The organism is Streptomyces aidingensis, assembly GCF_900112355.1.
GTDB lineage: Bacteria > Actinomycetota > Actinomycetes > Streptomycetales > Streptomycetaceae > Streptomyces > Streptomyces aidingensis.
Genome location: NZ_FOLM01000004.1, coordinates 128,600 through 143,450 on the forward strand (window position 1 = coordinate 128,600; position 14,851 = coordinate 143,450).

General features: G+C 68.8%; 14 protein-coding genes and 2 pseudogenes. 12 read left to right on the top strand and 4 right to left on the bottom strand.

All coding sequences use genetic code 11. The features are described 5' to 3' along the window. Nucleotides 1-336 precede the first annotated feature (336 nt). Both BM242_RS10060 and BM242_RS31145 read left to right on the top strand, forming a co-directional pair. Complete coding sequence (locus BM242_RS10060; RefSeq protein ID WP_093838400.1) at nucleotides 337-588, top strand: hypothetical protein; 252 nt, start codon at nucleotides 337-339, stop codon at nucleotides 586-588. A 60-nt stretch (nucleotides 589-648) separates the two neighbouring features. Then, nucleotides 649-1,714: pseudogene (locus tag BM242_RS31145) on the top strand (IS630 family transposase). Nucleotides 1,715-1,903: 189 nt separating this feature from the next. On the opposite strand, the gene BM242_RS28860 reads toward BM242_RS31145, so the two are convergent. The 4 genes from BM242_RS28860 to BM242_RS10085 form a co-directional block, all read right to left on the bottom strand. After that, a complete protein-coding gene (locus BM242_RS28860; protein WP_139238302.1) occupies nucleotides 1,904-2,530 on the bottom strand; it encodes a phospholipase D-like domain-containing protein in 627 nt (208 codons plus the stop codon). 256 nt (nucleotides 2,531-2,786) lie between these two features. Next, nucleotides 2,787-3,101 (bottom strand): hypothetical protein, encoded by a 315-nt coding sequence (locus BM242_RS28865; RefSeq protein ID WP_139238303.1) that lies wholly within the window; start codon nucleotides 3,099-3,101, stop codon nucleotides 2,787-2,789. 506 nt (nucleotides 3,102-3,607) lie between these two features. After that, nucleotides 3,608-4,444 carry a DUF1932 domain-containing protein gene (locus BM242_RS10080; protein ID WP_093838404.1) on the bottom strand — a complete coding sequence of 279 codons (837 nt, stop codon included), beginning with the start codon at nucleotides 4,442-4,444 and terminating at the stop codon, nucleotides 3,608-3,610. Then, entirely contained in the window at nucleotides 4,441-5,805 is a 1,365-nt protein-coding gene (locus tag BM242_RS10085; protein WP_093838405.1) for an NsdA family TPR-like regulatory protein, read from the bottom strand. The genes BM242_RS10080 and BM242_RS10085 overlap by 4 nt, the downstream gene beginning before the upstream one ends. A gap of 772 nt (nucleotides 5,806-6,577) precedes the next feature. On the opposite strand from BM242_RS10085, the gene BM242_RS10095 reads away from it, so the two are divergent. The 10 genes and pseudogenes from BM242_RS10095 to BM242_RS30770 all read left to right on the top strand — a co-directional run. Next, the gene (locus BM242_RS10095; RefSeq protein WP_139238304.1) at nucleotides 6,578-6,775 is read left to right on the top strand and encodes a hypothetical protein; all 198 of its coding nucleotides are present in this window, start codon (nucleotides 6,578-6,580) and stop codon (nucleotides 6,773-6,775) included. Between the two features lie 162 nt (nucleotides 6,776-6,937). After that, entirely contained in the window at nucleotides 6,938-7,372 is a 435-nt protein-coding gene (locus tag BM242_RS10100) for a roadblock/LC7 domain-containing protein (protein WP_093838408.1), read from the top strand. Beyond that, nucleotides 7,369-7,794 carry a hypothetical protein gene (locus BM242_RS10105; RefSeq protein ID WP_093838409.1) on the top strand — a complete coding sequence of 142 codons (426 nt, stop codon included), beginning with the start codon at nucleotides 7,369-7,371 and terminating at the stop codon, nucleotides 7,792-7,794. The genes BM242_RS10100 and BM242_RS10105 overlap by 4 nt, the downstream gene beginning before the upstream one ends. A gap of 30 nt (nucleotides 7,795-7,824) precedes the next feature. After that, nucleotides 7,825-8,547 (top strand): SAM-dependent methyltransferase, encoded by a 723-nt coding sequence (locus tag BM242_RS10110; RefSeq protein WP_093838410.1) that lies wholly within the window; start codon nucleotides 7,825-7,827, stop codon nucleotides 8,545-8,547. Continuing rightward, nucleotides 8,450-8,698 (top strand): SAM-dependent methyltransferase, encoded by a 249-nt coding sequence (locus BM242_RS30765; protein ID WP_175541342.1) that lies wholly within the window; start codon nucleotides 8,450-8,452, stop codon nucleotides 8,696-8,698. The genes BM242_RS10110 and BM242_RS30765 overlap by 98 nt, the downstream gene beginning before the upstream one ends. Nucleotides 8,699-8,907: 209 nt before the next feature. Then, on the top strand, nucleotides 8,908-9,714 hold the full coding sequence (locus tag BM242_RS10120) for a hypothetical protein (protein WP_139238305.1): 807 nt from the start codon (nucleotides 8,908-8,910) through the stop codon (nucleotides 9,712-9,714). Between the two features lie 14 nt (nucleotides 9,715-9,728). Then, entirely contained in the window at nucleotides 9,729-10,970 is a 1,242-nt protein-coding gene (gene fxlM / locus BM242_RS10125; protein ID WP_093838413.1) for a methyltransferase, FxLD system, read from the top strand. A gap of 51 nt (nucleotides 10,971-11,021) precedes the next feature. Then, nucleotides 11,022-11,189, top strand: coding sequence for an FxLD family lanthipeptide (locus BM242_RS10130; protein ID WP_093838414.1), 168 nt, complete (start codon nucleotides 11,022-11,024; stop codon nucleotides 11,187-11,189). Between the two features lie 70 nt (nucleotides 11,190-11,259). Beyond that, on the top strand, nucleotides 11,260-14,358 hold the full coding sequence (locus BM242_RS10135; protein WP_175541343.1) for a lantibiotic dehydratase: 3,099 nt from the start codon (nucleotides 11,260-11,262) through the stop codon (nucleotides 14,356-14,358). After that, nucleotides 14,355-14,768, top strand: a pseudogene (locus tag BM242_RS30770) (lanthionine synthetase LanC family protein); the annotation flags it as partial. The gene BM242_RS10135 and the pseudogene BM242_RS30770, both read left to right, overlap by 4 nt. Between the last annotated feature and the right edge of the window lie 83 nt (nucleotides 14,769-14,851).

The window sequence follows — 14,851 nt, forward strand, 5'->3', positions numbered from 1 at the left end:
GGAGAAGTGAAGGAGCAAGATCATGTATGACTGCGAGGGATGCGGCCGTCGCCGCCGGGAGGGGCTGTTCTTCGGCTCAGGAAGAGAAGCGAAGTGGTGGTGCTCGCGGTGCCAGAGCGCCGACCAGAAGGAGCTGGCCAGCTCTCTCGATGACCGCTCCCGGGGCGTGCTCACCCGTGATGCCGACGGCGTGGACTGGCCGTACGGTCCAAACATCTACGTCCGAATGCGCGCGGATCTTCTGGACTGGGCTGACCAGCACGACCTGAAGAGTGGCAACACGGGGTGTTCGTCTGGGCTGCACTGGCTCGACAAGGGCCGCTGCGCCAAGAGGGAGTGCCACGACAGGCCGCGGGGTTCTACGACCACACGACCACGTGGCTTTCCCGGACCACCGGCAGGCCCGCACTGGTCTTCAACCAGCCGTACAAACCGGTGGACCCGGCCGAGGTCCAGGAGCTCATCAGCGAGTACCCCTCTCTCACGGCCGAGGTCGGGCCGGAGGGTTGGTACGGCTTCGGAACTCTCGGTGTCTACATCTGGAATCACGGCAACCGTGCCGGCGCTGTTTGGGCAGCCCGCTACTGAGGTTGAACTCGTGAAGTCGTAGGGGCTGACGGCTCGTCGCCCGTGCGGTATCACCGGGGTGTGAGGTATCCACAAGGGGGCGGCTGACCGCCGAACGGCAGCAGTTCCGCGAGGGGTTACGGCTGCAGGCGGCCGAGCGATTCGCCCGGGGCGAGGCGAGCTCGGTGATCGCCAAGGACCTGCGGGTCAGCGTCCGCTCGGTGCAGCGGTGGCGGCAGATGCGGGACGAGGGCGGCCCTCGGGCCCTGCGGTCGCAGGGGCCGGCGTCGCTGCCGCGGCTGAGTGAGAAGCAGTTCGCCCAACTGGAGGCGGAGCTGGCCAAGGGGCCGGCCGCACACGGCTGGGAGGACCAACGCTGGACTTTGAGCCGTGTGAAGACGGTGATCGGACGGCGCTTCCACCTGACCTACACGGTCCAGGGCGTGCGCAAGCTGCTGGTGCGCAACGGCTGGTCCTGCCAGGTCCCGGCCCGACGCGCCATCGAGCGGGACGACGACGCCGTCGCAGGATGGGTCAAGGAGGTATGGCCCTGCGCGGAAGACTCGCGGCGGCCCGTGGAGCCTGGCTCGTCTTCGAGGACGAAGCCGGATTCTCCATGACGCCGCCGCAGGCCAGGACCTGGTCACAGCGCGGCCGGACCCCGGTGGTGCGCGTTCGTGGCCGCTCCCGCAGACGGATATCGATCGCGGCGCTGACCTGCTACAGACCCGGCCACCGGTCCCGGCTGATCTACCGGCCACGCCGGGACGACGGCCGCCGCGGCGGCCGCAAGAGCTTCTCCTGGCGCGAGTACCGGGACCTGCTGACCGCCGCCCACCAGCAGCTCGGCGGCCCCATCGTGCTCATCTGGGACAACCTCAACGTCCACAAAGCTGCCGACCTGCGGCAATGGGCGGCAGCCCGGGACTGGCTGACCATCCACTACCTGCCGCCCTACGCACCCGACCTCAACCCCGTGGAAGGAATCTGGTCCCTCCTGCGACGTGGCCGGCTCTCCAACGTCGCCTTCAGCACCCCCGAACACCTCGTCCAGCGCATCCGACGCGGCTTACGGCACATCCAGTACCGCCCCGGCCTCATAGACGGCTGCCTCGCCGAGACCGGCCTGGTCATCAGACCCACCTGACCAACCCAGCGACATCACGAGTTCAACCTCAGTAACCGAGCGTTGAAGGGCTCCACCTTTAAGGTGGAGCCCTCAGCATCGGGGCGTCCGCGAGCGTTCACGCGGCAGGCCAGACGTGGTGCGCGTGCGGTGGGGACCGTCGGCGCACTGGACACAGACCAGGACAGCGAGCGGCTCAGGTCATGTGGGCTACCCCCAGGGGTCAGCCCACATAACTTTCTGTACAACTTCCGGGGTGTTGATGGCTTTCCAAACAGGCGCGAAGTAACGATTATTAAGGTCGGCGACCTTTTCATAATCGGTTACTACCTCGGTGAGATCTAGCCCTCTGTCTGCCTTGCGCATCGCCGCGTTCGTTAGGTTTGTCGACCCTTTGAAGGCTAGAAGGCCATCGACAATTACTAGTTTCTGGTGCGGTGCATCGAAATTGGCCTCCCGTGGGTTAATGACCTTGGCCTTCAGGTTAGGAGCTTCTTTGGGGAACTCGGTTAGCTCCACCCTCGCATGGTCTTCAACCTGCGAGACGAATCCATAAACAGGAGCTCTCATCGATGTCATCTTGAGGGCCCCAATCATGATATGGCTAATTCCCCAACTCGCGAAGTGTACGAAGCTCCTGGCGCGAGACAGGACCTCGAAGAACAGTCGCATCGTCGGCCACGGTCCATCATGACCCCAGCCTGTACTTTGAGAGTTGCGCACCACTTCGGCGACCGTGCGAGCATGGGCGATCAAATCCTTACCCAAGCTGACAGACGCCCCCTGCTCATCGAGCCACTCAATAGCGCTGCGCCCATCAGTGTACTCGCCGTACACGTATTCAGTTCTGCACACAGGGCAGAACAGCCGATACTGTATCGGGCTGCCAGTATTTTCCTGTCGCTCGAAACTCAGTCCATTGATCAGACCTCGGCAGGTCGGACAAGCGTATCGTGGCGGGTTGAAGTCCAAGATGGAAGTAATGTCGAACCCCGGCACAGTGGCTCCCCCCACTTGAAAGCTCCGCCCAGTTGAGGACGGGAGGGGACGAGTGTACCGGGTGAGAGGCATTGAGGAAACTCTCCGGTGCATGTCACGGTCTTGCCGCGAATGATTGGCGATGCGCGGATCCGGGCGCTGCTTCCACTGTTTCTGAAGTCGAGGCGAAGGTGATTCGGATGATGCTTGCCTTTACTCCAGACTGGGGCACTGTTCCGGCAGTCTCCTCCGTCAGGTCGAGGACGGAGGGTGCCTCAAATTCCGGATCACCGAACTCGATGGTCGGTTGCACTCTCAGTGTGGAGGCGATGTCCAGGGCTGCCTTGCGGGACGCGTACATGGTCTCCGTAAGGGTCAGCACCGTCGAGCGTACGAGTTCGACGCTTTCGTCATCGGTGTACGGGATCACGGTGATGTCGTTATTGCCGAGGTGCGGCAGACCAGCCTCGCCGCAGGCGACTGGCGCGGTTCTGGTACTCCCCCTCCTCCCTGAACTCTTGCCCGGAAGCGGCTCGGCCTCGCCGGACCTCCTGTGTGACCTGGTCGGCAAGATCCGGCAGCTTTTCTCTCAGCTGTGCCATGATGCGTGCGAACTCATCACTTCCGTCGACAGGGAAACTGCCCTCCCTCGGTGTCCTGCGCAGAACTCTAGACAGGGCGACCGACAGTGGGGTTTTGAGCCCCGGCCACTGGGCAGTCGGGACCCTCGTTCACACCAGGCTGTGGCCCTAGTGCGGAGCGGCATGACGGCGTTGACCATGGCGCTTCTGCGGGGCGTGCTGCATCACGGCGTCTGAAGGAGTCGCCAGCACTACGGCATGGTGAGCACTCGTCCGTCCCGGGGGCGGACTTTTGCGTAGGACCATTTGCGGGCCCGGTCCCTGATAACGGCGAATGCCCTGACGCCCGAGCAAATCAAGGCTCCCGCAGTTGTCCGAAAACGTCGTCAAGGGGCACGTCGAAGTTGTCCTTGTCCTGGTTCCACCGGGACAGTGTTGAGTTGGCTGCCTCGGCGAGGTCGGAGGGAAGTCCTGCGGCTTTCAGGGAGTCGGCTACTTCTTGCATTTCCGGGGCCCAGCGCCAGGCGCGGGCGGCGACGCTGGGGAGGTAGTCGGTGTCGGCGAGGATGGCGGCGGCCATGGTGCGGCCCTCGGCTGTCAGCTCTTCGGTGATGCCGTGTTCCTGGGCGAGGGCGTGGGAGACGGCGGCCAGGGCGCGGGCGGCTTTCTGATAGCCGGCGAAGGCCATTTTCAGGGCTGAGGCGGAGCCGAGTGGTTTGTCGAGGATCTGTGGTGTGAGGTGGGTGCCGGTGAAGAGTGCTTCGGCCTGGTGGACGGCGGTTGCCGGGCCGGCGAGGTAGAGGCGGGCGGTCTTCGTGCCGCGTGGGGGCGGGCCGAAGATGGCGCCGTCCACCGGCACGGCGCCGGAGGATTCGAGGCGGGCGGCGATGCGCTGCATGCGCTGCGGGCTGATCGCGTTGGCGTCGGCATAGATGCCGTGGAAGTCGTGGGAGGCAACCAGGCCGGCGATGTCTTCGGCTGCCGCGGGTGGGCAGATGGACAGCACGATGTCGCTCTCGGCGAGGGCCGAGGCCAGGTCGGGTGCGGGGATCAGTCCGGCGGCTTCGGCGCGGGCCTTCGTGCTTGCGCTGCGGCCCGCGGGAACCCACAGGACGCGGGCGCCGGAGCGGCGTGCCTGCTCTGCGACGGCCGACCCCATGTCTCCGGGATGGAGAAGCGTCACGGTGGTCACTGTGCTGAGCCTCCGGGGAGAGAGCGGGCGTGCTGCTCATGGTAGGCGGCGATGCTGTCGTACATCGCGAGCCCGAGCGGTGTCCGGGCTGCCGGGGTCAGTGCCAGCCGACGGCCGAATTGCTCCAGCCGCCGGCCTACGCTTGCCGTCCTGCGGCGCGCTTCCATGGCCAGGACGATCTGGAGCTGTTCCGCGGCGCCGTCGATCTCGCGCTGCTGGAGCCGGGCATGGGCGAGGTCCATGCGCGCGAGTGACAGCTCTCCGAGGCGACGCTGCTCAGGAGGCGCGGCCTCGTAGGTGTCGATGGCTGCCGCTGCTTCGCGTTCGGCCGAGACGCAGGCGTGGTCCGTGCCGATCCACAGGTGCGTGGTGCTCGCGTAGAGGGACTGCTTGGCGCCGGGGAAGGCCATCATGTTGCCGTGGTCCTCGGGTCCGGCATAGGACTGCCTGTGGCGTTCAGCGGTCTGGAGGTGGGACAGGGCTTCCTCGTGGCGGCCGAGCCTTGCCAGGGCTCGGGCGGAGATGCTGGCCAGTCGGATGTGGGCGGTTCCTTCTTCGGGTGTGAACTCCTGACCCGACAGCGCCAGGCGGACCGCGTCCTCGGGGCGCTCGTCCCAGTAGGCGATCAGGGCCTGCATGCCCCGGACCCAGGATCGCAGGCCGTTGTGCCCGGCGAGTTCGCCGCAGAGAAAGGCGGTCCGGGCCTGTGTGCCGGCAGGGCCGTACTGGCCGAGATCGAAGGAGGCGTTCGCCAGGATTCCGCACAGCGTTCCAGCGGCCAGGTAGAGCTCCTTGGTGTACTGCGGAGGCTGCCGTCCCTCCAGCAATTCGAAGGCCCGGTTTCGCAGTTCCCGTACTTCCAGGAAGAGGGGCATGACCGGACGGTTCGGGTACGTGTAGATGATGCGCTGGATGTCCACACGCAGTTGCTCCAGCGTGTGCGGGCCCACGTTGGATTGCTCGACCCGGGCCGCGAACCGTGCGGATTCATGAGCAGCCATCGAAACTGCGTCCTCCATGCCTGACTGGTAGAAGCCGCTCTGCAGTGCGGTTGCTTGTCGGCCGGTTTCGCCGGGGCAGGCTTGTTCGCTGCCGTGCTGCGCCGGCTGGAAGAGGTGGCTCACCGGTACCTGGAAGAGGTGTTCCAGGATGCGCTTGGCGTCGTTGCGCGGTGTGCTCTCAAGCTGGCCCCTCAGCCAGCGGACGAACTGGCGTCGGCCGATGGTGGCCGTGCGCAGGTTCGGCGGCCCCTCTCGCTGTGCCAGCTCGGCAGCGGCCTCCTCGTAGTGGTGTTTGAAGACGTCGTAGTCCCGCCATCGCCGCTCGTCCACAAGCAGCTGGAAAACGGTCGGCTGCGCCATGGGAACCCTCCTGGGCTCTCTGTGCTCGACTGCTACCCACGCCGGAGGCGCCAAGACCCATGCTGCTCCCCTGACAGCCACAAACCCACGGACGCAGGAAACATGTCCTGGGTATGGCGCAGGAAGTCCGGAGAAGTCACTGACACGTCGCTGGTGGCGTCACACCCGTTCCGCGAATTCTGGTAGCTCACCAGCTGTTCGTGCGCCAACGGACACGTTCCGTGCTCGTTGGCCGGAGGCCACCGGAGGAGCACTTGTCCATGACCGGCAGGACCCTGGTCGGAGCCGCGGCCGGCATACGGACTCGCGCTGCTTCTTCGTACCCGGTCCGCGTCGCCCGTGGGGAGCGGCAGACAGCGGTTGCCACGGCGGCCTTCGTGCCGGAGACGGTGCGGTACGCCGTGGCGTCGTCGGAGCGGCTGCTCCAGACGCTGACACCTTCCGCGCGGGAGGTCGGCGTCCATACCCGGGCGCTCCAGGACCAGCTCGCCGTACTGCTTCCGCTCGCCCGGCAGCTCCGTGACTCGGCAACTACGGGGGTGGCCGAACACTGCTGGGCGGAGCTGGTCGAGCTGGCCGTGGCGACCAGGTCGATGCGCTGTTCCTCGCGTGCCGCCGCGCTGGGCCGGCTTCGGATGCTGACCAGGTGCGTGTGCACACTGTTGGACCGGATCGATGCCGCCAGGGCCGCCGACCGGTCGCCGGTGTCGGCCCCGCGTCGGCCCTTTCAGCCGGGCCGGGCTGGCGGGGGGGGGACCGGGTGACGGCGCTGATGGCCGCGCAGGAGCAGGACGAACGGCGGGTGCCCTCGCCGGTGCTGTACGGGCGGGCGTGCCGGTACTGCCATCGGCTGCTGGACGGTTCCAGCCAGGACGCCGGGACGATCACCGACGCACGTATCTATGGCCATCCGTACCCGATTCCGGTCCGCGCCTGCGCACCGGGCTGTCCTCCACCCGCCCCGTCCTGATGAGACATGCCCGCCCCAAGACGGCCGTCAGGGGCACATCCGCGCCGCTGGCGCTGCCCACCGCACCGGTTCCCCAGGCAGCACCCGCTCCTGTGCCCCTGACGGTCACCTTCCTTCTCTCCCTGCTCGTGACCGCCCCGCCCCGCAAAGGACCAGGAAGTCATGGACGATGATGCGATCACCGCGCTCCTGCACGACCGAGTCGGCACGCTGCGCGGTGTGTGGGGCGTACTGGCGTTCACTGCCGACGGCATGACGTTGGCCTTCGCCGGAATGGGGCCGGACGACGCTCGGGACCTGGCCGCCCTCGGTGCGGCGCTGGGTTCGGTCTCCGACCGGCTGATCGCCCGCAGCCAGGCCGGCCCGCCCACGACCAGCGTGCTGCTGGCAGAGGACGGCTCGGTGCTGCTCACCCGCGCCGGCGCGAACTCCTACCTCGCCGCGTTCACCTACCGCGAGTGCGCGGCCGGAGTCATCGGCGAGCAACTCGCCAGGCTCGGCACCGAGCTCGGTCCGCGCCTAGAGGAACGGATCGGCAGCCACCTGCTGGCCCCGCTGCGCGGCCGGACCCCCAGAAAGCCAGGAGTGCTGCGATGAGCGCGCCGCCTTCGCCGGAAGCGTTCGCGCTGTTCGCCGAGACTCTGACGGCGCACGAGCCGGTGGTCCTGCCCGCCGGCCGGGACTGGGACGCGGTGCGCACCGCCGAACACCATGGCGAGCAGGTGCTGCGCCTCCTCTACGGCGATGCCTCGGACCCCCGGATCGGCTGCATCGCCGCCGACCGCGACTGCTGGTACTGGTTCATCCGCCCCGGCTACGGCGCCGAACCATGGCCGATCTTCGCCCGCCACCTGGGCACGGGCGCCTACCTCACGCTCCCCGTCGCCCACCGACCGTGCGGGGAGCGCGACTTCCGCGGGACGCGCTGGGTCCGCTCACCGGGTGCCGTCACCCGCCCGTTCACCGACGCCGTCGAGCTGTGCACCGCGCTCGGCGTCCTCGCCGACACCTTGCCCTGACGCCGAACGCCGACCGGAGGACACCTCCCCATGCCGCCCAACCGCACCACCGTCACCACGGACACCGCGGCGTTTCCGCCGCAGGCAGCCGCCGGGGATGACATCCGTGAGGAGCTCCGTCTGCCCTCGGCTCCGCGGATACAGAACGCGCTGCTCGGCGGCCGGGACAACACCGACGAGGACCGCCGCCTGGTCGCTGCCATCACCACGGCAGCGCCCTTCGCCTCGCAGGCCGCCCGCCAGGCCCGAGCCTTCGTCGAGACCGCCGTGCGCCACCTCGCCGAACGCGGTATCAGCCAGTTCCTGGACATTGGCTGCGGCCTGCCCTCGCCCACCGGCGCCAACACACACGACGTCGCCCAGCAGGTCCTGCCCCGGGCACGGGTGGTCTACGTCGACACCAGTCTGCAAGCGGTCGTCCACGCCCGTGCCCTGCTGCGCTGCGCCCCGCCCGGTGTTACCGCAGCCTGCCGCGCAGACCTGACCCAGCCAGATCGCCTGCTGGCCGCCCCGGAGGTCACCGCCATCATCGACCTGAGCAGGCCGGTGGCGGTGCTGCTGGGCAGTGTGCTGCACCTGCTGCCCGACTCCCGGCACGGGCCTGTACATGGCCCGCCTCGACCGCATCAAGAGCGCCCTGCCCGGCGGCTCGGCCATGGCCATCGTGCACCCCACCGCCGACTTCCGTTCCCGCGAGATGTCCGCCATGGCACGTGCGTACAGCGGCTCCGGCATCCCCGTCCGGATGCGTGACCACGCCGAAGTCGCGCGTTTCTTCGCCGGCTGGGATCTGCTGCCGCCTGGGCTGGTACCCACACAACGCTGGCAGCCACCCCCGTTGGACCAAGATCCCGACCAGGACACCGGTGCCGCCTACGCCGGCATCGCGGTCAAGCCGCCGTGATCGGACCTGCACCCGCATCCATCGCAGCCAGCTCACCGTCGATCGACCCACCCCGTGCAATCCAGGAGATCAGCTCTGTGACCAGTCACGCCTTAGTTCCGGACACCTTGACCATGACCACCTTCAACTTCGAACTCAACGGTCGTGGTGACCGCTCCGCACGGATGCGGGCTCACCGGCGCATCCGCGACGCAGGAGTCCACCTTCTCTTGCGGCAAGAGATGTTCGACGCCGACGCGAACGCCAAGGAAGGGATGTACGAGGCCGAACAGGAACTCGGCCTGCGCGGCTGGCTCAGCGAAGGCTCCTACACCGCCGTCTTCGCCGACACCAGCGTGTTCACCGTCCTGCGGGAATGGCCCAGCCCGTCGCCCGTCTTCAAGTGCCAGCCGACTGCAGTCACGCTCCAGCTGCACGCCGCCGGCCCCGCCTCGATCCCGCTCACCGCGGTCGCCGCCCACCTCAGCTACGCCTCCCCAACCCTCCGGGCCGTCGAGGCCGAACTGCTGACCACATTCCATGACAAGAAGGTCCGGGTCCTGGACGGGCAGAGCGTCCGCAAGTCGGCGATGGTCATCGGTCTGGATGCCAACAGCTATCCCCATCGCCTCGCCCCCGGCGAAAGCCCACTGCCGCATCTGGACCAGATCGAGGACGAACCCCACCGCGCCCACCGCAGCCGTCCCGTCCCCGGCAGCAGCCGGGCCATGGACACCCACCTCCACGACACCTTCCGCACCGCAGGACTGACCGACCTCGCCCAGCACGCCGCCCATCTCGGCGAGTCCGAGGCGGTGCACCCGTCCATCCCCGCCAGCGACACGCATGGCCCCGCCAACCGCATCGACTGGCTGTGCGCGTCCACCACGCTTCTGCCCGCCCTCCGCGACATCGAAGTTATCGACATGCAGAACCTCTCCGACCACAACATGGTCCTCGCCCGCTTCGACCACCAGCGCTTGGCCGAACTGCTTACCGTCGACGCCCAAGGCACCCACCAGGGGGTAATGGCGTGACTACACTCCGGTCGATGAATCTGAACAATTCCCCCGAAGAGTCCATGGAAGAGCTGCGCGAGGCCCTGGTCGGCGAGTTGCGCAAGCTGAACGCGGTGCGCAGCGAGGCGGTCGCGGCGGCCCTCCGGCGGGTGCCCCGGCACCTGTTCGTGCCGGAGGGCGTCACCCCTGAGCAGGCGTACGCGGCCGAGCGGGCAGAGGTCACCAAGCGAGACGAGCACGGCGTCGCCGTCAGCTCCGTCTCGGCCGCCCGCGTGCAGGCGATGATGCTGGAACAGGCCGATATCCGCCCGGGCATGCGAGTGCTGGAGATTGGTTCCGGAGGGTACAACGCCGCGCTGATCGCCGAGATGGTCGGCCCCGAGGGCGAAGTCACCACCATCGACATCGACCCGGATGTGACCGACCGCGCCCGCCGCCTGCTGGACCGGGCCGGGTACGAGCGGGTGCACGTGGTGTGCACCGACGGCGAGGCCGGCGAGGCGAAGCACGCCCCCTACGACCGGATCATCGTCACCGTCGGGGCCTGGGACATCCCGCCGGCCTGGACCGGGCAACTCGCCGACGGCGGCCGGATCGTCGTCCCGCTGCGGGTGCGCGGCCTGACCCGGTCGGTTTCCTTCCAGGCACAGGGAGAGGTGCTGGTCAGCACCGGATACGAGCTGTGCGGCTTCGTCCCCATGCAGGGCTCGGGCGAGATGCGGGTGCAGGTCGCCGTCCTGCACGACGAGAAGGGTGCCGAGGTCGGGCTGCGGCTGGACGACGAGCAGGAGGCCGAGGTCGAGCAGCTCCGGGAGGCTCTGAAGCGGCCTCGGGCACAGGCGTGGTCGGGGGTGACCATCGGCGGTTCGGTGCCCTTCGACGACCTGGACCTGTGGCTGGCCACCGAGGTCACCGACTACGCACTGCTGGCCGCCACCCCCGCGGCACGGGACCGCGGGCTGGTCGCCTCCGCCTCCCCGCTGGGCACCTCCACCCTTCTCTACGGCGACTCCTTCGCCTACCGGGCAGGACGGCCGGTCCCCGGTAAGGAAGACCTGTACGAGTTCGGCGCCTACGGCCACGGCCCGAACGCGGAGAAGGCCGCCCAGCGGCTGGTCGAGAAGATCCAGGCATGGGACCGCGAGCACCGCGACGACCGGCCCACCTTCTACGCGCACCCGGCGGACACCCCCATCGCCCAGCTCCCCCACGGGCTGGTCGTCATCAAGAAGCACCGCCGCATCACGATCTCCTGGCCCGCTCACAACAACTGAGCCGGGCCAGGGCTGCCAAGGCACATCCACCACCGACATCCGGGAGGCACGATGGCAGCAGCACGGGGGAACACCGGCGCAGCCGAGGAAGACTTCGAACTCGACATCGCCTTCGTCGAGAAGGCACCGGTCATTCCCGCCCTGCTCAACGACACCGACGACAACTGCACCTCAACCTGCCAGAGCGCGTGCAGCAACAGCACCTGCATCGGCGGCTGAACCATGCTGTGGGGTCCGGCGCCGGAGGAACCCGGCGCCGGACCCCACACCCGAGTCGGAGGTGGGTCAGTTGTACCGAACGATCGACGCGGCCCTGATACGGGCCACCGCACATCCGCAGAAGTTCACGGACCCACCGTGGCCGGACCTCACCGGAGACGATGCCGCCGACCAGGAGCAGCGGCGGAACTGGCTCCGGCACGTGTGGGCGCTCCCGGGCGTAGCGGAGGCCATCGAGGTTGCCAGTCCGCTCCTCGCACGGCGCGTCAGCGACGTCTGTGCCGGGAAGATCGACAAACCGCGGCAGGTCCGGCGGGCCGTGGTCTCCGTGATGCGCTACCTGCTGCGAATGCGGCACCGGGCAACGCCCTTCGGGCTGTTCGCCGGCGTCGCCCCGGCGCGGCTCGGCAACACGCTCCGTCTGCACTGGGGAGAGGAGCACAGCCCGGTAGCCGGTGCCGATGCCCTGTGGCTGGCCGAGGTGATCACCGGCCTGGAGACGTGCCCGGAGCTGTTGCGCCGCCTCCCGGTGGTGACCGACTCCACCTGCTACGTACGCGGTGACCGGCTGGTGGTGCCCTGTCAGCGATCACCACGCCCGGCAACCGGCTCTCCCACCGCCTCGGAGATGAGTCTGCGGAACACCCGGGCGGTTCAAACCGTTCTGGCCGCTGCCGTTGCGCCCATCACGGTGGCCGAGCTGGCTGCCAGACTCGCCACCGCATACCCGCAGTCCCCGGCCGAGGTGATCGACCGTCTCCTCACCGAGCTGGTGACCCGCCACGTACTGATCAGCTCCCTGCACCCGCCGATGACGGTCACCGATCCCCTCGGCCACCTCATCGACGAGCTGGAGAAAGCAGAGGCGGGAACCATCCCGGCCGTGGCGTCCACGCTCCGCGCCCTCGGCGAGATCCACCGGAGCCTGTCCCGGCACAGCCACGGCTCCGACTCCCTGCGCCGCACCCTGCGCTCGCCCACCGCCGACCGCATGAAAGCCCTGACCGACGTGGCAGAGCAGCCGCTCACGGTGAACCTGCGCCTCGACTGCCGCCTGGAGCTGCCGCACACGGTCGCCCGTGAGGCCGAGAAGGCAGTGGCGGCACTGGCCGCACTCAGCCCGTTCCCGTCCGGCGCTCCGGCCTGGCAGGACTACCACGTCCGGTTCCTGGAGCACTACGGACCCGGCGCCCTCGTCCCCGTCCGCGACCTGGTGGACCCCGATGTCGGACTGGGCCTTCCCGCCGGCTACCGGTCATCCCTGATCCGGCCAACCGCCCCCCGACTGACCGACCGCGATACCCGTCTGCTCGCCCTGGCACAACAAGCCGCACTGGACGGCGCAGAAGAGATCACGCTGGACGACCAGTCGCTGGCCCGGCTATCCCACAAGGACGATCTTCAGCTGCCCGCCCACCTGGAGCTGTGCTTCCGCCTCCACGCACCCAACCAGGACGCCGTGGAGCGCGGCGGCTTTGAACTCGTCGTCGCCGGACTCGCCACCGGCGTCGGCACCATCACCGGCCGCTTCCTGCATCTGCTGGAAGACGAGGATCGCACCCGTTTCCACGCCGCCTATGCGCAGTCGCCCACGCTGGCGGCAGGTGCCCTGCCCGCTCAGGTCTCCGCCCCGCCGCTACGCACCCGCACCGAGAACGTCGCCCGAGCACCGCAACTCCTGCCCACCGCCATCTCCCTGGCCGAACACGCCGACAGCAGCCCAGGACTGGCCCTGGACGACCTGCTCGTCAGCGCGGACCCCCACCGGATGTTCCTGGTGTCCCGGACCACCGGCGGCGCCGTCGAACCCGCCGTCCTGAACGCGGTGGAGCCCACCACCTACACCCACCCCCTGGCGCGGTTCCTGTGCGAACTGCCACGGGCCACCGCCGCCGTGCTGGCCCCCTTCTCCTGGGGAGCCGCCCGCCAACTGCCCTTCCAGCCGCGCATCCGCTACGGCCGCACCGTCCTGTCCCCGGCCCGCTGGAGACTCGACGCCTCCGACTTCCCCGGCGCCCGGGCCACATGGCCGGGCTGGACTGAGCGCCTGTCCGAGTTGCGGCAGCGCCTCCGCCTGCCGAACGCCGTCTTCCTCGGCAGCGATGACCGCCGGATCTTCCTCGACCTGGACGAGCCCTCCCATCTCCATCTGCTGCGCTCCCACCTGGAGACCACCGGCCAGGCCACTTTGCAGGAGGCCCCGGCCCTCACCGCCTACGGATGGCTCGACGGGCGCGCACACGAGCTCGTCCTCCCCATGACAACCACCACTCCGGCAGACGCTGCCACAGCCCCACGCCGAGCAACCCCTGTTGCCCTCCGCCGCGATCACGGCCATCTGCCCGGCCACTCCACCTGGCTCTACGCAAAGATCTACGGACACCCGGAACGCCACCCCGAGTTCCTCACCCGCCACCTGCCCGGCTTCCTGGCCGCATGGGACAGCCCGCCCGAATGGTGGTTCGTGCCCTACCGCGACCCAGACCCGCACCTGCGGCTTCGCTTACGGCTTCCTCACCCGGACGACTGGGGAGCTGCCGTGCAGCGCCTCGGTACCTGGGTGGCGTACCTGCGCCGCCAAGGGCTGGCCCGTGACCTCGACCTCAGCACCTACCGCCCCGAAACCGGCCGCTATGGCACCGGCCCGGCCATGGACGCCGCCGAGAGAGTCTTCATCACCGACTCCGCGGCCGTCATCGCCCAGCTCACCCAGACCCACGCCACCGGCACCGACGCCTTCCACCGGCAGGCGCTCACCGCGGCAAGCCTGGTGGACCTCACCACCGCCTTCACCGGCAGCACCCCGGCCGCCGCCCGCTGGCTGACCGAGAACGTCAGCAGGAGCGCCGCACCGACCCTCGCCCGGCACATCCGGCAGCAGGCCATCCTCCTCACCGACCCCCGCACCAAGAACGACACACTCCACTTCCTCCCCTGCGGCGACCAGATCCGCCACCACTGGGAGCAGAGACGCACCGCGCTGACCGCGTACCGTGCCCGCCTCACCGAGGCCGGCGACACCGCGCCGGAGACCGTGCTGGCCTCCCTGCTGCACATGCACCACATCCGCATGGCCGGCATCGACGAAGAATGCGAACGCACCTGCCACCGGCTGGCCCGCGCTGCCGCTCTCGCCTGGACCGTCCAGCAGGAAGGCGCCCAGCCATGACCAGCCCTCTCCCCACCGACGCCACCAGCGCCGAGAACAACGCCTGGCCGCAGTCGCTCTCCCGAGGCGCTATCGGCATCGCCCTGCTCGCCATCGAGCGCGCCCACAACGGCACCGGCACCTGGAACGCCGCCCACGCGGCCCTCGCCGCAGCCACCAGCCGCCCCCTCAACACCGGCGACAACGCCTCGCTCTTCCTCGGCGCACCCGCCGTCGCCTTCGTCCTGCACACCGCGGCGGCCGGCACCAACCGCTACACCCGCACCCTGGACCTCCTCGACGCCCAGATCACCGACCTCACCCGCCGGCGCCTGGACGAAGCCCACGCCCGTATCGACCGCGGCCACCGGCCCCGCGCGGCCGAATACGATCTGCTGTACGGCCTGACCGGCCTGGGCAGACACCTCCTGAACCGCGATCCCGATGGCGACACCACCCGGGCGGTGCTCTCCTACCTGGTCCGCCTGACCGAGCCCCTGGTCGGCGACCCGAC

What these genes read in the sequence shown, in the direction of transcription:
- BM242_RS10100 (WP_093838408.1), top strand. Translation starts at nt 6,938, where the DNA reads ATGGACGATGATGCGATCACCGCGCTCCTGCACGACCGAGTCGGCACG.
- BM242_RS10085 (WP_093838405.1), bottom strand. Translation starts at nt 5,805, where the DNA reads ATGGCGCAGCCGACCGTTTTCCAGCTGCTTGTGGACGAGCGGCGATGG.
- BM242_RS30765 (WP_175541342.1), top strand. Translation starts at nt 8,450, where the DNA reads ATGGCCATCGTGCACCCCACCGCCGACTTCCGTTCCCGCGAGATGTCC.
- BM242_RS10105 (WP_093838409.1), top strand. Translation starts at nt 7,369, where the DNA reads ATGAGCGCGCCGCCTTCGCCGGAAGCGTTCGCGCTGTTCGCCGAGACT.
- BM242_RS10095 (WP_139238304.1), top strand. Translation starts at nt 6,578, where the DNA reads ATGGCCGCGCAGGAGCAGGACGAACGGCGGGTGCCCTCGCCGGTGCTG.
- fxlM (WP_093838413.1), top strand. Translation starts at nt 9,729, where the DNA reads ATGAATCTGAACAATTCCCCCGAAGAGTCCATGGAAGAGCTGCGCGAG.
- BM242_RS10110 (WP_093838410.1), top strand. Translation starts at nt 7,825, where the DNA reads ATGCCGCCCAACCGCACCACCGTCACCACGGACACCGCGGCGTTTCCG.
- BM242_RS10130 (WP_093838414.1), top strand. Translation starts at nt 11,022, where the DNA reads ATGGCAGCAGCACGGGGGAACACCGGCGCAGCCGAGGAAGACTTCGAA.